Annotated in this window: 16 protein-coding genes; 9 read left to right on the forward strand and 7 right to left on the reverse strand. The window is 61.5% G+C overall.

The features are described from left to right. The first annotated feature begins 71 nt into the window (after positions 1 to 71). The 5 genes from J1G35_RS01850 to J1G35_RS01870 all read left to right on the forward strand — a co-directional run bounded on the left by J1G35_RS01850 (position 72) and on the right by J1G35_RS01870 (position 6,794). On the forward strand, positions 72 to 2,513 hold the full coding sequence (locus J1G35_RS01850; protein WP_223013076.1) for a TonB-dependent siderophore receptor: 2,442 nt from the start codon (positions 72 to 74) through the stop codon (positions 2,511 to 2,513). A gap of 99 nt (positions 2,514 to 2,612) precedes the next feature. After that, on the forward strand, positions 2,613 to 3,392 hold the full coding sequence (locus tag J1G35_RS01855; RefSeq protein WP_053134167.1) for a PhzF family phenazine biosynthesis protein: 780 nt from the start codon (positions 2,613 to 2,615) through the stop codon (positions 3,390 to 3,392). Positions 3,393 to 3,428: 36 nt separating this feature from the next. After that, a complete protein-coding gene (ggt, locus tag J1G35_RS01860; RefSeq protein WP_223013078.1) occupies positions 3,429 to 5,258 on the forward strand; it encodes a gamma-glutamyltransferase in 1,830 nt (609 codons plus the stop codon). A 23-nt stretch (positions 5,259 to 5,281) separates the two neighbouring features. Continuing rightward, complete coding sequence (gene pgeF / locus J1G35_RS01865) at positions 5,282 to 6,004, forward strand: peptidoglycan editing factor PgeF (RefSeq protein WP_223013080.1); 723 nt, start codon at positions 5,282 to 5,284, stop codon at positions 6,002 to 6,004. A 475-nt stretch (positions 6,005 to 6,479) separates the two neighbouring features. Beyond that, entirely contained in the window at positions 6,480 to 6,794 is a 315-nt protein-coding gene (locus J1G35_RS01870) for a helix-turn-helix domain-containing protein (RefSeq protein ID WP_053134155.1), read from the forward strand. 26 nt (positions 6,795 to 6,820) lie between these two features. On the opposite strand, the gene ddlA is transcribed toward J1G35_RS01870, so the two are convergent. Both ddlA and J1G35_RS01880 read right to left on the reverse strand, forming a co-directional pair. After that, entirely contained in the window at positions 6,821 to 7,915 is a 1,095-nt protein-coding gene (ddlA, locus tag J1G35_RS01875) for a D-alanine--D-alanine ligase (protein ID WP_223013082.1), read from the reverse strand. 44 nt (positions 7,916 to 7,959) lie between these two features. Next, positions 7,960 to 8,598 carry a LysE family transporter gene (locus J1G35_RS01880; protein WP_223013084.1) on the reverse strand — a complete coding sequence of 213 codons (639 nt, stop codon included), beginning with the start codon at positions 8,596 to 8,598 and terminating at the stop codon, positions 7,960 to 7,962. A 137-nt stretch (positions 8,599 to 8,735) separates the two neighbouring features. Between J1G35_RS01880 and J1G35_RS01885 the strand changes: the two genes are divergently transcribed. Further along, a complete protein-coding gene (locus J1G35_RS01885) occupies positions 8,736 to 9,545 on the forward strand; it encodes an AraC family transcriptional regulator (RefSeq protein ID WP_053134144.1) in 810 nt (269 codons plus the stop codon). A 6-nt stretch (positions 9,546 to 9,551) separates the two neighbouring features. Here J1G35_RS01885 and J1G35_RS01890 read toward each other — a convergent pair whose 3' ends face one another. Both J1G35_RS01890 and J1G35_RS01895 read right to left on the reverse strand, forming a co-directional pair. Next, positions 9,552 to 10,127, reverse strand: coding sequence for a flavin reductase family protein (locus tag J1G35_RS01890; RefSeq protein ID WP_223013086.1), 576 nt, complete (start codon positions 10,125 to 10,127; stop codon positions 9,552 to 9,554). A 109-nt stretch (positions 10,128 to 10,236) separates the two neighbouring features. Next, positions 10,237 to 10,569, reverse strand: a complete 333-nt coding sequence (locus J1G35_RS01895) for a DUF2790 domain-containing protein (RefSeq protein ID WP_053134138.1) — start codon at positions 10,567 to 10,569, stop codon at positions 10,237 to 10,239. A 225-nt stretch (positions 10,570 to 10,794) separates the two neighbouring features. Between J1G35_RS01895 and J1G35_RS01900 the strand changes: the two genes are divergently transcribed. The 3 genes from J1G35_RS01900 to J1G35_RS01910 all read left to right on the forward strand — a co-directional run bounded on the left by J1G35_RS01900 (position 10,795) and on the right by J1G35_RS01910 (position 14,560). Then, a complete protein-coding gene (locus J1G35_RS01900) occupies positions 10,795 to 12,114 on the forward strand; it encodes an OprD family porin (protein ID WP_223013088.1) in 1,320 nt (439 codons plus the stop codon). A gap of 338 nt (positions 12,115 to 12,452) precedes the next feature. Beyond that, positions 12,453 to 13,127 carry a heavy metal response regulator transcription factor gene (locus J1G35_RS01905; protein ID WP_053134132.1) on the forward strand — a complete coding sequence of 225 codons (675 nt, stop codon included), beginning with the start codon at positions 12,453 to 12,455 and terminating at the stop codon, positions 13,125 to 13,127. Then, complete coding sequence (locus tag J1G35_RS01910; RefSeq protein ID WP_223013090.1) at positions 13,124 to 14,560, forward strand: heavy metal sensor histidine kinase; 1,437 nt, start codon at positions 13,124 to 13,126, stop codon at positions 14,558 to 14,560. The genes J1G35_RS01905 and J1G35_RS01910 overlap by 4 nt, the downstream gene beginning before the upstream one ends. Here the strand turns inward: J1G35_RS01910 and J1G35_RS01915 are convergent. From J1G35_RS01915 to J1G35_RS01925, 3 genes are read right to left on the reverse strand one after another with little or no spacing between them, the layout of a single operon-like run. Further along, a complete protein-coding gene (locus tag J1G35_RS01915; RefSeq protein ID WP_223013092.1) occupies positions 14,484 to 17,630 on the reverse strand; it encodes a CusA/CzcA family heavy metal efflux RND transporter in 3,147 nt (1,048 codons plus the stop codon). The genes J1G35_RS01910 and J1G35_RS01915 overlap by 77 nt on opposite strands. Before the next feature lie 18 nt (positions 17,631 to 17,648). Next, complete coding sequence (locus tag J1G35_RS01920) at positions 17,649 to 18,755, reverse strand: efflux RND transporter periplasmic adaptor subunit (protein ID WP_223013094.1); 1,107 nt, start codon at positions 18,753 to 18,755, stop codon at positions 17,649 to 17,651. Between the two features lie 18 nt (positions 18,756 to 18,773). Next, on the reverse strand, positions 18,774 to 19,994 hold the full coding sequence (locus J1G35_RS01925; protein WP_223013096.1) for a TolC family protein: 1,221 nt from the start codon (positions 19,992 to 19,994) through the stop codon (positions 18,774 to 18,776). Between the last annotated feature and the right edge of the window lie 4 nt (positions 19,995 to 19,998).

Raw genomic sequence — 19,998 nt, forward strand, 5'->3', positions numbered from 1 at the left:
ACGGCTTTCGAAGCTTCAACCCGTCAAGAATTTTGCCTTTGCAAATCATTCCTATTTCTAACGGGGCTCACATGCACTTTCCAGCACTCAATCCGACCCATGCCCGTAGCATTCTTGCGCTCGCCATCTGCCTGGCGTGCAGCACTGCGGTTGCCGTGGAACCGGCGGACAAGCCGGCCACTCGTGAAGCCGCAGATACCCGCAGCTTTGCCATCGCGCGTCAGTCGCTGGTCAATGCCCTGGATCAATTGAGTGTGCAGAGCGGGCTGCAAATTGCCTACGCGGCTGACCTGGCCCAAGGCGTCGAATCGCCTGGCGTCAGCGGCCGCATGACCGCCCTGGAGGCGCTGACCCGGTTGCTCAAAGGCACGCCCCTGAGCTTCGAGCGCAATGGCCCTGATGCAGTCATGCTGATCCGCACCGAACAACCCGGCGCGGCCTTGCAACTGGGCACCACCACCGTCATCAGCAACCAGTTGGGCACCGTCACCGAAGGCACCGGCTCCTACACCCCGGGCACCATCGCCACGGCCACGCGCCTGGTGCTGACCCCGCGCGAAACGCCACAGTCCATCAGCGTCGTCACGCGCCAGCACATGGATGACTTCGCCCTCGACAGTGTCGACGATGTGATGCGCCATACCCCTGGCATTACGGTGTCGGCCTACGACACCGACCGCAGCAATTACTACTCGCGTGGTTTTTCGATCAACAATTTCCAGTACGACGGTATCCCCTCGGCCGTGCGCAACGTGGCCTATTCGGCGGGCAACACCCTGAGCGACATGGCGATCTACGACCGGGTCGAAGTGCTCAAGGGCGCCTCCGGCCTGCTCAGCGGCGCCGGTTCCCTGGGCGGCACCATCAACTTGGTGCGCAAGAAACCTACGTCGGAATTTCTCGGACATATCACTACGGCGGCGGGCACCTGGGATCACTACCGCACGGAAGTGGACGTCAGCGGCCCGCTGACCGAAACCGGCAATGTGCGTGGGCGTGCCGTGGCGGCCTATCAGGACAACAAATCGTGGGTCGATCGCTACTCGAACAAAAGCTCAGTGTTCTACGGCATTCTCGAGTTCGACCTGTCACCCGACACCTTGCTCACCGTGGGCGCCGATTATCAGGACAGCAAACCCAAAGGCTCCACCTGGTCCGGCAGCTTCCCGCTGTTCAACTATGCCGGCGAATTGAACGATGCCAAGCGCTCCTTCAGCAATGCCACTGACTGGAGCAGTTGGCAGCAATACACCCGCACGGTGTTCGCGAACCTGGAGCACGACCTCGGCAACGGCTGGGTGACCAAACTGCAACTGGACCACAAGCTCAACGGCTACGACGCCCAGATGGGTGCGATCCAGTTTTACCAGCCGGCGGCGGACGGCACTGCCAATATCAACGCCCAGCGCTACAAGGGCGAAACCACCAGCGACTCGGCCGACCTGTATATCAGCGGCCCGTTCAACGTTCTCGGCCGTGAACATGACTTGGTGGTCGGTGGGTCCATCAGCACCGCCCACTGGAAGGGCAAGGGTTATTGGGACGAAACCTTCCCCACGGCCAACCTGGTCGACTACTTCAACTGGCACGGCAACCTGGCCAAGCCCGACTGGGGCGTAGCCTCCCAAGTCACCGACGACACCATTCGCCAGACCGGCATGTACGTCACCACCCGCTGGAACCTCACCGACGACCTGAAACTGTTGCTCGGCGGGCGCGTGGTCGACTACACCCTGACCGGCAGCACCGACACCTACCGTGAAATCGGACGCTTCATTCCCTATGCCGGGGCCATCTATGACCTCACGGACAACCTGTCGGCGTATGTCAGCTACACCGATGTCTTCATGCCCCAGGAAAGCTACAACCTCGACCGTAACCGCAAGCTGATTGACCCGGACGAAGGCGAGAACTATGAAGTGGGCCTCAAGGGTGAGTTCCTCGACGGGCGCCTGAACGCCAGTCTGGCGTACTTCGAGGTCAAGGAAAGCAACCGCTCCCTGCCCGACGATGCGTACAACAACCAGACCCCGACACCGCCCAACTTTGCCTTCAAGGGCACCGACGCGACGACCAAGGGCTACGAACTGGAACTGTCCGGCGAAATCGCCCCCGGCTGGCAGTTGCAGGGTGGCTACACCCACAAAGTGGTGCGCGACGATGCCGGCAAAAAAGTCTCCACCTTCGAGCCCGAGGATCAGGTGAGCATGTTCACGATCTACAAGCTCAAGGGCGAGCTGGACAAAGTCAGCGTCGGCGGTGGCCTGCGCTGGCAGAACACGGTGTGGCAGGACATCTACAACAGCCCCAGGAACACGACCGAGAAATTCTCCCAGGAGGCCTACTGGGTGGTGGACTTGATGACGCGCTACCAATTCACGAAAAACCTGTCGACCACGCTGAACCTCAATAACGTGTTCGATAAGCCCTATTACACCAACGTGGGTTTCTATAACTCCGCCATCTACGGCGCACCGCGTCACTTCATGCTGACCACGCGTTGGGACTTCTGATTGCCTGAGCCACACGGCCTATCCTGGGGTAGGCCGCTTTTGACGCCCTCCCTTGCCACTGTTAGTGTCCAGCCTCCCCCACGCACGGAGTGCTTCACCGTGAAACTGGACATCTACCAAGTCGACGCCTTCAGCCAACATGCCTTCGGTGGCAACCCTGCCGCGGTGTGCCCGCTCACCGAGTGGCTGCCCGACGAGCAACTGCAGCATATCGCTGCCGAAAACAACCTCTCCGAAACCGCCTACTTCGTGCCCCGCGATGGGTTCTACGAGTTGCGCTGGTTTACCCCGCAAGTCGAAGTCGACCTGTGCGGCCATGCCACGCTGGCGACGGCGTGGGTGTTGATTCACGCGCTGGCGGACGCTCCGCAGGTGCTGCGCTTTGCCACCCGCAGCGGCGAGCTACGGGTGACGCGCAATGGCGATGAACTGGCGATGGATTTCCCCGCCCGGCAACCACAGCGCTGCGAACCGCCCGCCGGAATGTTGAGTGCCCTGGGGATCGAGAGCGCCGACGTGTTCAGCACCGATGACTACATCGTGCTGGTGGACGACGAAGCCCAGGTCGCCGCGCTGACGCCTGACTTTGCGCGGCTCAAGGGCCTGCCCAAGCGCGGGATTGCAGTCACCGCCAAGAGCACCCGGTTTGATTTTATTTCACGCTGGTTCGGGCCGAATGTGGGGGTCGATGAAGACCCGGTCACCGGCTCGGCACACACCTCGCTGGCACCGTTCTGGGCCGAGCGCCTGGGCAAATCGCACTTGTCGGCTGAGCAAGGGGGCCAGCGCAAGGGCCAGTTGCACTGCGAACTGCAGGGCGACCGCGTGATTATTTCCGGCAAGGCAGTGCTGTACATGCAAGGCACGATTTACCTGTAAACCGCAGTGCCCCAAGGACAACAGATCATTCGCAAAATGAACGGAGTTCAGCACGTGTTTTCGATTTCCCGTCGCCAACTGTCGCTCGTGGCGGCAGCCCTGACCCTGGCTGCCTGCCATACCCCGGCCACCCAACAACCACCGGCACCGGAGCTGGGCTCGGGCTATCGCACCGACCTCAGCACCCGCCATGCCGAGCGCCATATGGCCGCCGCCGCCAACCCGCTGGCGGCCGAAGCCGGGCGCGAGATGTTGCGCCAAGGCGGGTCGGCGATTGACGCCGCGATTGCGATGCAGGCGGTGTTGACCCTGGTGGAACCGCAATCCTCCGGCATTGGCGGCGGCGCGTTCATCATGCTCTGGGATGGGAAAAACGTGCACGCCTATGACGGCCGCGAAACGGCGCCAGCGGGGGCGACCGAGCGATTGTTCCTGAACCCCAACGGCACGCCGATGGCCTTTACCGACGCGCAGATCGGCGGGCGCTCGGTGGGCACGCCAGGGGTGCTGCGGGCCTTGGAAATGGCTCATAAAAACACCGGCCGCCTGCAATGGGCCAAGCTGTTTGAGCCCGCGATTCGCTTGTCGGAGCAGGGCTTCGCGATTTCACCGCGCTTGCACAGCCTGATCGCCGCTGACCGCTTTATCGCGCAATCGCCGGAGATGGCGGCCTACTTTCTGAATGCCGATGGCACGCCCAAAGCCACCGGTACACGGCTGAAAAACCCGGCGCTGGCCGCTGTATTCAAACGCATTGCCAAGGAAGGGCCGGACGCCCTGTACCACGGGCCGATTGCCGATGAGATTGCGCGCAAGGTACAGGGCAACCGCAATGCCGGCAGCCTGACTCAAGCCGACCTCAAGGGCTACGCCGCCAAGGAGCGCACGCCGCTGTGCACCGATTACAAACGCTGGAAAGTCTGCGGCATGCCGCCGCCGTCCTCAGGCGGGATTGCGGTCGCGCAGATTCTCGGCACATTGCAGGCCTTGGAAGCCCGCGACCCGCACCTGGCCATCGCGCCGATGACACCGATAAAAAGCGCCTCGCCTGCCGGGCTTGAGCCCACGCCCGAGGCCGTGCACCTGCTCGCCGAAGCCGGGCGCCTGGCCTTTGCCGACCGCGCGCTGTACGTGGCCGATGCGGACTTCACACCGGTGCCGGTGGCCGGCCTCGTGGCCCCGAACTACCTGGCACAGCGTGCCACGCTGATCGGCGAGCGCAGCCTGGGCATCGCTAAGCCAGGCCGACCGGCCGGTATTCAAGTCGCGTACGCACCGGACCGTTCGCCGCTGCGAATCTCCACGTCACAAGTCGTGGCCGTAGATGACTTGGGCGGCGCCGTGTCGATGACCACCACGGTAGAAGCCGCGTTTGGCGCCCATGTGATGGTCCAGGGCTTTTTGCTCAATAACCAGATGACCGACTTCTCATTCATCCCCGAAGAAAACGGCCAGCCGGTCGCCAACCGCGTGCAACCCGGCAAACGCCCGCGCTCGGCCATGGCGCCGACCCTGGTGTTCGACCGCGAGAGCGGTGAGTTGCTGGCCACGGTCGGTTCGCCGGGCGGCTCGCAAATCATCGAGTACGTGAGCAAATCTTTGGTGGCGATGCTCGATTGGAACCTCGACCCGCAAGCCGCCATCAACCTGCCCAACTTCGGCAGCCGCAATGGGGCTACCGAGTTGGAAGCCGGCTTGTTCAGCCCGGGTCTGAAACAGGCGCTGCAGGACAAGGGCCATGAGCTGAGCGAGATCGACATGACCAGCGGCGTCCAGGCGATTGTTCTCAAACGGGACGCCCAGGGTAAGGTGTCGCTGAGCGGCGGCGCCGACCCTCGGCGTGAAGGCGAAGCGCTCGGCGACTGACTTTATTGAACGGAGGTTATCCCTTGCATCAGGCTGAAAATCTTGCTGCCATCCCTGGCATCGACCACGGTTTCTGTTCGATCAATGACCCGCTGCGCCCTGATGAAGTGTTCATCTGCAAGCAAGTGCACAGCGCCTCGGTGATTGAATGGCAGGCGGGACAGGTGACCAATACGATCGAGGCCGATGCAGTGTCGACGCATCGCGCTCACCCGATTGCGGTGATCACCGCAGATTGCCTGCCCATTCTGTTCGCGTCGAAAACCGGTGAACGGGTAGCCGCAGTCCATGGCGGCTGGAAGGGGCTGCAACGCGGGATTATCGCCAACGTCATGCAGCACTTTGCCGCCGAGGGGATTGCAGCCGACCAACTGCAAGTGGCTATCGGCCCATCGATCAAGCCGTGCTGTTATGAAGTGAGCGAAGGGTTTATCGCCGACTTCCAGAGTGACCAAGGGCACCTGTGGCAAAACGCCCAGGCACCGTGGAGCTTCGTGCAACCGGCACCGCTGCGGTCCCCGCAAATCAATCCGCCCCATGCACGACAAGCAGGCAGTGCGTGGTTTGACTTGAGCGGGTATGGGTTGTTGCTGCTGCAAGCGGCGGGCGTCAAGCGTGAGCAGATCGACGTGAGCGAGGTGTGCACCTACTGCACGTCGCCGACGTTTGCCAGCTACCGCAGAAGGACGCATCAGCCGGAGGAAGCGAAGACGTTGATTTATTCGTGGATTGCTCGCACAGACTAATAGGAGAAGGCCTACAACACTCTTTCTCAAATCCTCTACATGTCTTCAGATCGCAAAATGCCATGTCATTTTTTGCGATAAACCCCTTCTTGAGCGGCGCCTTTTCACCTGCGATTTTCTGGCCCGCACTTTCTTGCCAGGGGCTACGTCAAAGACGTAGAATTTCTCGTGTTAACGATCATAGAATCTCCATTGTTCAGCAAACTATGGCCTGACTATTGGAGCGAACATGAAAAGGGTATTTTCATGGCGTTTCTTGCCAGCCATCCCGATGCCGGAAATGTTATTCCTGGCTCGGGCGGTTGCCGAAAAGTACGCTGGTGCTTGGAGGGCCAGGGCAAAAGAGGGGCTGTGCGAATCATCTATACCACTCAGTTGGCTTGCGGAGAAGTAGTAGTCCTACTGATTTACGGCAAGGGCGCTACGGAGAATATTCCAGCGCACATCCTGTACAAAATTGCGAAGGAGATGAACCATGCCTCTCACTGATAAACAACTGCAGGAACGTGACGCCAAACGCAATATCGGCGAAGAATTACTGAGCGCTATTCAGGATGTTAAAGCAGGACGCTATGGCGCCGTGCAACAGATCGAAATCACTCAAGCTGCCGAAGCAAGAAGCAAGACAGGACTGTCGCAACCCAAATTTGCCGAGCTTTTGGGGGTTTCGGTAAGAACCCTTCAAGAGTGGGAACAGGGGCGTCGTTCCCCCTCCGGCGCAGCACGCTCACTGCTGCATATTGCGGCCATAAGACCAGACGTTTTTCGGGAAGTCCTCAGTAACGCCTGATGGCGTTACTGGCCACTCCCTGAGGATCAACGGCTGATCTTCAACCCCTTCCGCCCCGCATGCCGCTCCAACGCCAGCTCGATCAACCGGCTCACCAGCTCGCTGTAGCTCATCCCCGCCGCCTGCCACAGCTTGGGGTACATGCTGATGCGGGTGAAGCCGGGCAGTGAGTTGATTTCGTTGATCAGCACTTCGCCGTCGTCGGTCAAGAACACATCGACCCGCGCCAACCCTGCGCAGCCCAACACCTCAAACACCTCAAGGGCCAAGCGGCGAATACGCTCACTGGCTTCATGGCTGATATCAGCCGGCACCACCACTTGAGCCGCCTGGCCGTCGATGTATTTGCTGTCGTAGGAGTAGAAACCGCTGCTCACCACGATCTCGCCGCAGCCGCTGGCGACCGGGTTTTCGTTACCCAGCACGGCGCATTCTATTTCGCGGCCGCGCACGGCGGATTCCACCAGTACCTTTTGATCAAACCCCAGGGCCAGTTCAACCGCGGCGTGGTACTCAGCCTCGTTGCCAACCTTGCTCACACCCACCGAAGAACCCTGGTTGGCCGGTTTGACGAACATCGGCAGGCCGAGTTTATTCACCGCTGTTTCAAAGGAAGTACGCGCGGCGTTGTTGCGGGTCAGGGTGATGAACGGGGTCACGGCAATACCGGCATCACGCAGCAGGCGTTTGCTGATGTCCTTGTCCATGCACACCGCCGAGCCGAGCACGTCGGAGCCGACGAAAGGCAGGTCAGCCATGCGCAGCAGGCCTTGCAGGCAGCCGTCTTCGCCGAGGGTGCCGTGGACGATGGGGAAGATCACGTCGATGTGTGCCAGCAGGCCGTTGCCGGAGGTTTCCACCACCTGCTGGCTGGCCTTGCCGGGCACCACCGCCAGTTCGCGATTGGATTGGTTAAGGGCGATGAGTGCCGGGTTTTCCTGGTTGATCAGGAAGTTCGAGGTGTCATTGAGGTGCCAGTGGCCGGCCTTGTCGATGCCGATCAGGACTGGCTCGAAGCGTGTGCGGTCGAGTGCATCGACAATATTGCGCGCCGACTGCAACGAGACTTCGTGCTCAGCCGAACGACCACCAAAAATAATCCCTACCCGCACCTTGCTCATGACTCGGCCTCACTGTTGAAAGTAAGGCTTCTTACCACGGTCGGTCAGCGATTCGCTACCAGGTGTGCGCCGAACAACACGTAGCAACCGCCGGCAAAACGGTCGAGCCATTTGCGCGAGCGGCTGTAGAGGTTGGCCATGTGCGCGCTGGAAAACACCAAGGCCACGCAGGAATACCAGCTGAACGACAGGGTGGCCATGGTGATCACCGCCAGGGTCAGCAGCATCGGCGACGGCGACGGCGGCATGGTGGAGGCGAAGATGGTGGCGACGAACAACGCGGCCTTGGGGTTGGACAGGTTGCCCAGCAACCCCAGGCGCCAGGCGGAAAACAACGAGCGGCGCGCTTCGTCCGGCAACAGGCTCTGGCCCATCGCCGGTGCCGAGCGCTTGAACAGTTTCAGCCCCAGGTAAATCAGGTAGCAGCCGCCGATGATCTTGAACGCCAGGTACAACATGGGGGCGGCGGTAAACAGCGATTTGATGCCCAGGCCACCCGCCAGCCCCCACATGATCGTGCCAGTGGACACGCCCGCCGAAGCCACCACGCCATGGCGGCGCGAACAACTGGCAGCCAACTGTGCCGTGTTGAAGAAGTTAGGCCCAGGCGTCACCACTGCCACCGTCCAAAGCAGGGCCAGCGAGACCAGGGGAGCCACGTAGGCGGGGTTGATAAATTCCATTGGGAAACTCCATCAGCGCGGGGCACGAGCAAGGAGCATAGACCTCGCCCACCCCCTGCACAATCGTACAAGACCCCGGCAGACAAGGGATGCAGACTGGGTTAACGTATTTCCCTCTCTTCTTGTGACAAGCCGCCATGGGCAAACCGACCCGCAACTTCGACTGGCTGCACCGTGCCCCGCATGCCAGCGGCCTGGACCGTATCGAGGCGTACTTTGCAGGCTTTGCCTTCGACCCCCATCGCCATGACACCTACGCCATCGGACGTACCTTGTCTGGCGTACAGAGTTTTCACTATCGCGGCGACATGATCCACAGCCTGCCCGGCACGACCATGGTGCTTCATCCCGATGAGACCCACGACGGCCACGCCGGCAGTGACGAAGGTTTCAAGTACCGGATGATTTACGTGGAGCCGGCGCTGATCCAGCAGATTATCGGCGGCAAGCCGTTGCCATTTATCCCCGGTGGTTTATCCACTGACCCAAGGCTGTTCCGCGCCAGCGAAGTACTGCTGCAAAACCTCGATCACCCGATTGACCCATTGCAGGAACAGGACGCGATGTTCGACCTGGCCCATGCGCTGAGCAACGCCGCTGGCGCCATCGTCAGCCGCAAGGCTTTCGATTACGTCGCCGCCGAGCGCGCCCGGGAATTTATCCACAGCGCCCTGGGCCGCAGCATCACCCTGGACGAAATCGCTGAGCACGCCGGCCGTGACCGCTGGGCCTTGTCGCGGGATTTTCGTCTGCTGTTCGGCACCAGCCCCTACCGCTACCTGACGATGCGCCGGCTGGACCTGGTGCGCAGCCTGTTGGCGCAGGGACAGTCGCTGGTGGACGCGGCGCTGATCGCCGGCTTCACCGACCAGAGCCATATGACCCGGCAGTTTCGCAGCACCTACGGCATGCCGCCGTCGCGTTGGGTGAAGATGCTCGGGCGTTGAGTACGCTTATAGCAAGCGCCCATCAATGGGCTCGCCGATGGTGAGGAAATGCCCTCCCGCCACATGGTGCAAAGTCCGTAACTCATCATGCCCTTCGAAGTGCCAGTGGCCTTCGCTGAACACGCGCTCGTCGGCATAGGCCGCGACGACTTCGCCGAGGAACAGGTCATAAGTCTGCTGGTTGTGGGGCTCGGGCAGCAGGCGGCATTCCAGCCACGCTACGCAGCCTTCCAGCAAGGGCGCGTCGGTGTGTTCACCGTTGAAGGTTTGCAGGCCATACGCAGCGAACTTGTCACGCTCGGTGCCGGTGGTATTGCCGACCGTCTGCACCAGGTCGGCCTGGGCCGCACAGGGCACCTGCAGCACGAAGGTGCCGGCGCCTTCCAGCAATTGGCGCGTCCAGGTGGACTTGTCCAGCACCACCGCGACTTTGGGCGGTTCGAAATCCAGTGGCATGGCCCAGGCGGCGGCCATGATATTGCGTTGGCCGTTGTGGGCTGCGCTGACCAGCACAGTTGGACCGTGATTGAGCAAACGGTAGGCCTTTGGCAGCGGGACGGGGCGACAGTGGGCTGGGTTCATGGAGGATAGGCTCTTCAAACGAAAAACCTACGATACCTCAAGCATGAGTCCTATGGATCAGCTCGACAGTTGGTTAACGAATCGCCCTACGCGTTGAGCACCAGCACATTTAACCGCCGTTATTTCGACACACGCCCATGACTTGGTACTCCAAGGTAGTGAGCTTGCCGCTGGAGTCTTCATAGGTCATGCGCGAAGGCACGGTATTGCACGCGCGGATCGGCGGCGTCACGTTGACCACCTTGGCAATATCCAGCTTCATCCCATAGCGATACGCCTGCACTTGGGGCACCGGCTTGCCGTTTCTCACGGCGTAATCGGCCATGGCCTTTTCATTGCGCTCCATCATCAGGGCAAAGGTGCGATCACCGCCGCCTTCGGCCAATGCACCGAAAGACAGGACGGCCGTTAATACACCCAGAGCGGTTTTATAAAAGTTCATCAACTATTCCTCGACTGAAAGTTCAGTGCCGAGACTAACGAACGAACCCTGACGCGATGTTCACCAGAACATTACTTATTTGTTAGGTGGCCGTAAGTTTCCAAAATTGTAATGTTCACGCCACTCAATCGTTATCCACGGTTTGCAACTATCAGCCCGGGCCAGATCAATAAGAACGCTCACTTCCATAAGAAGCTGATAACTGCCAATACCGAGGAGCGAAATATGCATATCCGTTATTACACCCTTCCCCTTTCTCTGATCGCCACATTGCCCCTGGCAGCCGTGGCCACGGAAGACAAACCTGAAGGGTTTATCGAAGGCAGCAGCCTGAACGTGCTGGCACGCAATTTTTACTTCAATCGCGATGACCGCAAGGGCCAATCCAGCCCCACCGGTAATGGCTATTCCGAAGCCTGGGCCCAGGGGCTGATCGGCAAATTCGAATCCGGCTTTACCCAGGGCACCGTGGGGTTTGGCCTGGACGCCTTCGCCATGGTCGGCGTGAAGCTCGACTCGGGCACCGGCCGCAGCGGCGGCAAGGGCTCGTTCGGCGTGCTGCCGGTGGACAGCAACAATCATCCCGAAGACAACTACAGCAAGGTCGGCGGCGCGGCGAAACTTCGCGTATTGGACACGGTAATCAAGGCCGGCGACGTGTTCCCAGTGACGCCTGTGGTGGCCTACGGCGATTCGCGGGTGCTGCCGGAGAGCTTTCGTGGCGTGACCCTGCAGAACACCAGCCTGGAGGGCCTGACCTTGCAGGGCGGGCGTTTGAGCGGCATGAGCCAACCCAACGAAAGCGGCATGAACAAAGGGTTCGCAACGTTTTACGCCGGCCCGGTCGATTCACCTTGGATCGGCTACTTCGGCGGCGACTACACCGTGAACAAACACCTCAGCCTGAGCCTGTACAGCAGCCGTCTCAAGGACGCCTGGAACCAGTACTACGTCGGCAGCGCCGCCAGTTACCCGCTGAACGAAAACGTCTCGCTGTTCGGCGACGTCAACTACTACAAGGCTGTGGACGAAGGCAAAAAACTGCTGGGTGAATTCGATAACAACATCTGGAGCGCCCGGCTCGGCGTGAAGGTCGGCGCCCACAGCCTGGCGGTGTCGCACCAGCGCAACAACGGCGATGACGACTTCGATTACCTGCGTCAGTCGGACTCGATCTTTCTCAACAACTCGATCCAGTACAACGACTTCAACTCGCCCAAGGAGCGCTCATGGATGCTGCGCTACGACCTCGACATGCAGCCGTTCGGCATTCCCGGCCTGTCATTCATGACTCGCTACGGCAAGGGCACCGGCGCCGACTACAGCAATGCCAACGCGGTGTATATGCGCCGCGATGCCGCCGGCGATCCGCTCACCGACCAGCGCCGCTGGGAACGGGATATCGAAGCCAGGTACGTGGTGCAAAGTGGCAACTTGAAGGATTTATCGCTGCGACTGCGCCAGGCTACCGTGCGCTCAAGTGCGTTTGAGTCCGACCTTGACGAAGTTCGCGTCATTATCGAATACCCCTTGGCGATTCTTTAACACGTACGGACATTTACTTGCCGATACCGTACATCTCTTCACAGGTTGAAGTCTGTCAGAACTGTAATATCGGCCTCACCTTCTCGTTAAGTTGTCTTTTTTATACTGCACATCGAACACATCTCATCTCTGCAGCTTTTGTGTAGCTCCTTTGGAACAGAGATGAATTTTTACGCCCCAGCCGGGGCGTTTTTTTTGTGTGCACGGTCAGTGACGAATCGTCGCACCGGCCTGGCTCGGCTTGACCCTAAAGCTACTTCAGGATTCAGAGTTTTCCTACAGCCTACTCAAGCCTCTATGAGGCCCTCTCCTTTCGTTTTTCTTGAAGGTAAATCCCCATGCGTATCCTTGTGGTTGAGGACGAGCAGAAAACCGCCGATTACTTGCAGCAAGGCCTGACCGAAAGTGGCTACGTCGTCGATTGCGCCGCCAGCGGTATCGATGGCCTGCACCTGGCCCGGCAGCACACCTACGAACTGGTGATCCTCGACGTGAACCTGCCCAACACCGACGGCTGGGAAGTACTGGAACAACTGCGCCGGGACGGCAACCAGCGCGTGATGATGCTGACCGCACGCGGCCGCCTGGCCGACAAGATCAAGGGCCTGGACATGGGCGCCGATGATTACCTGGTCAAGCCATTCGAATTCCCCGAGCTACTGGCCCGCGTGCGCACCTTGCTGCGGCGCAGCGAACATATCCCGCTGCCGGATGTGCTGCGCGTCTCGGACCTGGAGCTGGACCCGCGCCGTCATCGCGCCTATCGCGGCAACCGACGTATCGACCTGACCACCAAGGAGTTCGCCCTGCTGCACGTGTTGATGCGCCAGGCCGGCGAGGTGATGACCCGCACGCAGATCATCTCGCTGGTGTGGGACATGAATTTCGACTGCGACACCAACGTGGTGGAAGTCTCCATCAGCCGCCTGCGCGGCAAGGTCGATGACCAGAGCGAGGTCAAGCTGATCCACACCATTCGCGGCGTGGGTTATGTGCTGGAGGCGCGCCAATGAGGACCAGCAGCCTGTCGATGCGCCTGGGGCTGACGGTCAGCCTGATGGGCGCCGGGCTGGTCGTGCTGTTGGCGACCCTGGCCTACGTGGCCTTGACCCATGAGCTGGAAAAACTCGCGCGCAAAGGCCTGGAAAGCAAGATGGAACAAATCCAGCACAGCCTGGCGCTGGGCCTGGACACACACGGAATCAAAGCCCGCCCGCACTCGTTGCTGGACCTGGTGATGGGCCATGACAACTTCTACCTGACCATCGTCGGCACCGCGCCCGATAACGCCGTGCTGCTCAGTGTCGGCGCCAAACCCCAGGAACCGTTACTGACCGACTTTTCCCCCCGGGAAACCCTCGGTTACCTCAACTGGGAAGACCAGGACGGCAACCAGGTACTCAGTGCCTCCAGCCTGATGCGCCTGGCCAGCGGCGAGCGTGTGCGCGTGTTGCTGTCGCTGGATCGCAGGGATGACCAGGCGCTGCTCAGTGCCTACCTGCGCGCCACCCTCATCGCCCTGCCGATGCTGTTGATCCTGATCGGCATGGGCGCCTGGTGGCTGGTACAGCGCGGGTTGGCGCCGTTGAAGCAGTTCAGCCATGTCGCGGCCCAAGTGACGACCCAGGACCTGACCCACCGCTTATCCATCGACAACCTGCCCAAGGAGCTGGGCGAGTTGGCGCAAGGCATCAACGTCATGCTGAATCGCCTGGACGCCGGGGTGCAGCAGTTGTCGCAGTTCTCCGACGACCTCGCCCACGAACTGCGCGCGCCGTTGACCAACCTGATGGGCAAGGCCCAGGTGACCCTGTCCCGCGAACGGCCCTCGGTGGAATACAAGGCAGGGCTGGAATCCTGCACCGAGGAAATGGAGCGCCTGTCACGCATCGTTTCCGACATGTTGTTCCTGGCCCAGGTCAGCCATCCGGCGGCGCGGGCCGGGTTTGACGCGGTGTCGCTGGGCGCGGAAGCACAACGGGTGATGGAACTGTTTGCGCTGAGCGCCGAAGACAAACACGTGAACCTCAACCTGCGCGGCGACGCCTGGGTGACGGGTGATCGCCTGATGATCCAGCGGGCCATTTCCAATTTGCTGTCCAATGCCATCCGCCACACGCCCGAAGGCTCCAGCGTGCTGCTGCTGGTGGAGACCTACGACCAGAGCGTGTCGTTGTCGGTGGGCAACCCCGGGCGTGGCATCGAAGCGCACCACCTGCCGCACCTGTTCGAACGTTTCTACCGCGCCGACAGCAGCCGTACCCGCGCCGAAGGTGGCACCGGGCTGGGGCTGGCCATTGTGCAGTCGATCATGCACCTGCATCAGGGGCACGCCGACGTCAGCAGCCAGCCAGGCCGGTTTACACGGTTCAGCCTGGTATTTCCTCTTCCTTGCGATGCGCCCACTGGTACAGCGCCGGCAGCACCAGCAAGGTCAGCAACGTAGAAGAAATGATCCCGCCGATCACCACCGTCGCCAACGGGCGCTGCACTTCGGCGCCAGTGCCGGTGGCCAGGGCCATGGGGATAAAACCGAGGGAGGCCACCAGTGCGGTCATCAATACCGGGCGCAAACGGGTCAGCGCGCCTTCGTGGATGGCTACCGACAGTGAACGCCCTTCCTCGCGCAGGTTGCGGATGAACGCAATCATCACCAGGCCGTTGAGCACCGCCACGCCGGACAAGGCGATAAAGCCTACGCCGGCGGAGATCGACAGCGGAATATCGCGCAGCCACAGCGCCATGATCCCACCCGTCAACGCGAACGGAATCCCGGTAAACACCAGCAGCCCGTCCTTGAGGTTGTTGAACATCATGAACAACAACCCGAACACCAGCAGCAAGGCCACCGGCACCACGATTTGCAAACGCTCGGAGGCTTCCTTCAGTTGTTCGAACTGGCCGCCCCACGTGGTCCAGTAACCCGCAGGCACTTTCACTTGCGCCGTGAGCGCAGCCTCGGCCTCTTCCACGAACGAACCAATATCCCGCCCGCGCACGTTGGCACTGACGATCACCAGGCGCTTGCCGTTCTCGCGGCTGATCTGGTTCGGACCGAGCACCAGGTCCAGGCTGGCGACCTGGGACAAGGCAATAAACCCCAACTGCCCCGCCGCATTCCCGGCCAGCGCCGGCACCGGAATCAGCAGCCGCGACAAGCCGTCGATATCAGTACGCAGCGCGTCGGACAAGCGCACGACCATGTCGAAACGGCGGTCACCTTCATACAGCGTACCGGCCTGGCGCCCACCGACGGCGACGGCAATGGTGTCCTGCACGTCGCCGACATTCAGGCCAAAGCGCGCGGCCTTGTCACGGTCGATATTGATAGTCAGCACCGGCAGGCCGGACGTCTGTTCGACCTTCACTTCAGAAGCGCCATCGAGGCCTTGCAAGGTCTCGGCAATTTCTGCGGCGGTGGTGTTGAGCACCGCCATGTCATCGCCAAACACCTTCACCGCCACATCACTGCGCACCCCGGAAATCAGCTCGTTGAAACGCAGCTGGATCGGTTGCGACAACTCGTACGCACTGCCCGGCACAATCGCACTGGCGCGCTGGATATCGGCGATCAGGGTGTCGCGGGATTTGTTCGGATCCGGCCATTGCGCCTTCGGTTTGAGCATCACGTAGCTGTCGGAAATATTCGGCGGCATCGGGTCGGAGGCGATTTCCGCCGTGCCGGTACGTGCAAATACCCGCTCGATTTCCGGCACCTGGGCCATCAAGGTTTTTTCCAGTTGCTGCTGCATCTGCACCGATTGCGTCAGGCTGGTGCCGGGCACGCGCAGGGCCTGTTGGGCGAAGTCGCCCTCACTGAGGCTGGGGATAAACTCACTGCCCATGCGGCTGGCCACCACGCCCGTGGCGACAATGGTCAGCGCGGCCAGACCGAACACCAGCGGCCGGCGGGTCATCACCCAATCCAGCACCGGCGCGTAGGCTCGGCGCGCGGTGCGCATCACCAGGTTTTCTTCTTCCTTGACCTTGCCGGTGACGAACAGCGCAATCGCCGCTGGCACGAAGGTCACCGACAGAATCATCGCCCCCAGCAGCGCGATCACCACGGTAAAGGCCATGGGGTGGAACATCTTCCCGGCCACACCGGTGAGGGCGAAGATCGGCAGGTACACGACCATGATGATCAACTGCCCGAAGATCAGTGCACGCCGCGCTTCCTTGGCCGCCGCGAACACCTCGTGCAGGCGCTCGCTGCGGGTCAGCAAGCGACCATAGCGCTGCTGCGCATGGGCCAGGCGGCGGATGGCGTTCTCGACGATCACCACCGCGCCGTCGACGATAATGCCGAAGTCCAGCGCGCCGAGGCTCATCAGGTTGGCGCTGACTTTGTTGGTGAACATGCCGGTAAAGGTGAACAACATCGCCAGGGGAATCACCATCGCGGTGATCAGCGCCGCGCGGATATTGCCGAGGAACAGGAACAACACCGCAACCACCAGCAGCGCACCTTCGAAGAGGTTTTTCTTCACGGTGGCAATGGCTTTTTCGACGAGGTTGGTGCGGTCGTAGACGGTAACCGCCACCACGCCTTCGGGCAGCGAGCGGTTGATTTGCTCAAGCCGGGAAGCCACCGCCTGGGACACGGTGCGGCTGTTTTCTCCGATCAACATAAACACCGTACCCAGCACCACTTCGCGGCCGTTTTCCGTGGCGGCGCCGGTCCGCAACTCTCGGCCGATCTCGACCTGGGCGACATTGCGCACGCGGATCGGCGTGCCGTCGGACGTGGTGATGACGATATTGGCGATGTCGTCGATGGACGCCACCTGCCCCGGCGCACGGATCAATAATTGCTCGCCGCTGCGCTCGATGTACCCGGCGCCGACGTTGGCGTTGTTGCGCTCCAGTGCCGTGACCAGATCGTTCAAGGTCAGGTTGTAGGCCGCCAGGCGCTTGGGGTCGGGGGCGATCTGGTATTCCTTGGCGAAGCCGCCGATGGTGTTGATCTCGGCCACACCGGGCACGTTGCGCAGTTGCGGCTTGATGATCCAGTCCTGGATCACCCGCAGGTCGGTCGGCGTGTAGGGCGTGCCGTCGTCCTTGCGGGCGCCCTCTTCGGCCTCCACGGTCCACAGGAAAATTTCCCCGAGGCCGGTGGAAATCGGCCCCATCGCGGTCTCGATCCCCGTCGGCAATTGCTCGCGGGCCACCTGCAGGCGCTCGTTGACCAACTGGCGGGCGAAGAACAGGTCGGTGCCGTCCTTGAAGATCACCGTCACCTGGGACAAGCCGGAGCGCGACAGTGAGCGGGTCTGCTGCAGGCCGGGCAAGCCGGCCATCGCGGTTTCGATGGGAAAGGTGATGCGCTGCTCGGTTTCCAGCGGCGAAAAACCGGCCGCCGCCGAGTTGATCTGCACCTGCACATTGGTGATGTCGGGCACCGCGTCGATGGGCAGTTTCTGATAGCTGGCAATGCCGACACCGGCCATCAACAGCACCGCCAGCAGCACGATGATGCGCTGCTCAATGGCGAATTGGATAAGGCGCTCAAACATGAGAAATCACTCGCAGGATCAATGGGCGTGCTCGGCCGAGCCCTTGCCCAACTCGGACTTGAGGATGAAGCTGCCGGTGGTGGCCACCTGGGCACCGGCCTCCAGGCCTTGGCGCACTTCGACGTAGCCGTTTTCACTGGCGCCCAGTTCGAGATGGCGGGTGATAAAACCGTCTGGGGTGCGTACGAATACCGACGGTTTTTCCTCGACGGTCTGGATCGCCGTGTGCGGCACGGTGACCTTGGCCTGGTAGGTGTCGGTGGCCAATTGCACGGTGACAAACAGCCCTGGGCGCCAGGCGTCGTCAGGGTTGGGCACGGTCACGCGTACGGTGGCGGTGCGCGTTTGCTCGCCGAGCAAATTGCCGACATAGGCCACGGTGCCCTGCACGTCGGTGCCCATTTCCGTGGAGCTGACCTTCACCGGTTTGCCGAGTCGGACCTTGTTCAAATCCTTGGGGAATACGCCGAAGGTGACCCACACCTGTGACAGGTCAGAAAGCGTGAAAGCATTGCTGGTCTCGCTTACCACCTCGCCGACACCGAGGTGTTTTTCCACCACCACGCCGGCGAACGGCGCTCGCAGTTCGTAACGATTGCCGCCGACCAGCACAGTGTTGCCGCTGAGAGCAGTCATCTTTTGACGCGCATTGTTCAGCGCGATTTCGGCTTCTTGCAGGGTTTGGCGCGCCAGCAGGTAATCCTGTTCGGCGGAGATCTTGTCCTGCCACAACTGGCGTTCACGCTGGAAGGTGATACGCGCCAGTTCAACCCGACGCTCGCTGGCCGCCAGCTCACTGCGCTGGTCAGAAATCTGCTGGCTGGCGATCACCGCGAGCAGTTCGCCCTTCTTCACGGCCTGGCCAAGATTGACCTTCACCGACTCCACCACACCGGCCGCGCGCGGGACGATATGCGAGGTGCGGTCTTCGTCGAAACGCACCTCCCCCGGCAGCGTCAGCAATGTACTGATCGACCGGGGTTGAGCCTCGGCGAGCTCGATGCCGGCGGCCTGGATTTGTTGTTCAGTCAGCTCGAGCGTGCCTTCTTCTTCCTCGGCGTTGGCCACGCCGGACAGCATCAGGCCCAAGGCGACGGCAAGCGCCACGCCGTGTCGTTTATTCATAAGGTACTCCAGAAAAAATCAAAACCGGGCGAGGTCGCCGTAAATCCGTTCGATGCGCAGCCAGGCGTCGGTGGCCTGGGCAGTGGCTGCGAGGTATTGGGTGCGCGCCGCGATCAGGGTGCGCTGGGCGTCGAGCACGTCGAGGAAGTTAAACTTGCCCATCTCGAAGCCGCGGGTGGCGCTGTCCACCGCGCTTTGGGCGGCGGGCAGGATCTGCTGGTTGAATGCGCGCACTTCGGTATTCGCGGTTTGCCACAGGTCCAGGGCCTGGCGCGTTTCGGTACGCAGGCGCAATTCGGCAGCGTTGCGCTGGTCGCGGGCCTGATCGGCACGGCGCGTGGCGGCAAGTACGTTGCCCTGGTTGCGGTTGAACAACGGAATCGGCATCGATACGCCGACCAGGTTCACCCGCTCGCGCACACTGGCGTCGTACTGACTGCCAATCGACACATCCAGGTCGGGAATACGCTGGGCTTTTTCCAGGCCCACGCTGGCTTCGTTCTGCACGATCTGCAGTTCGGCCAGGCGCAGTTCGGCGGTCTGTTCAAGACGCGCCAACAGTTGCGTGGCAGACGGCAACGGCGGTGTGGAGTGGCTTGGCGTGGCGACGGCCTGGAAGTCGGTCGCCGCGCTGCCGGTACTGGCGGCCAGGCGGCGATAGGCGTCGGTGAGGCCCATTTGCGCGCGGTTGAATTCGAGGCGGATCTCCGAGAGCTGCACCTGGGCCCGCGTGGCTTCCACTGGTGAGGATTTGCCGGCAGTGACACGACCGTTGGCGACCACCAGCCCGCGCTCGGCCAAGGCCAGGGAGCGCTGGGCCAGGTCGAGACGTTCCTGGGCGCGAAGGGCGCCGTAGTAGCCGTCGATCACCTCGGCGCGCAACGTGTTGCGGCGCTGTTCCAGGGTCAGTGCCGCGGCGTCCTGGGCCCGCGTTGCCACGTCAATGCGGGCTCCACGCTTGCCACCCAGTTCCAGGGTCTGGCTTAGCTTGAGGGTGGTGGTGCGCGTATCGCGACGTGTGTCTTCGGCATCCCAGGACGCCACCGGATTGGGGATCAGCCCGGCCTGCTGGCGACCGCCCTCGGCGATCTCGATTTCCCATTGCGCCGCCGCCAGGTCGGGATTGTTGGCGAAGGCGGTTTGCAGAGCAGCGTCGAGGGTAAGGGTTTGCGCCTGGGCAACGCTGGCGGCGCTCCACAACAGCGTCACCCCCAGCAGCGTTCTAACGGAAATTGCCATAACG

It is taken from the genome of Pseudomonas sp. SH10-3B (assembly GCF_019891415.1).
Lineage (GTDB): Bacteria > Pseudomonadota > Gammaproteobacteria > Pseudomonadales > Pseudomonadaceae > Aquipseudomonas.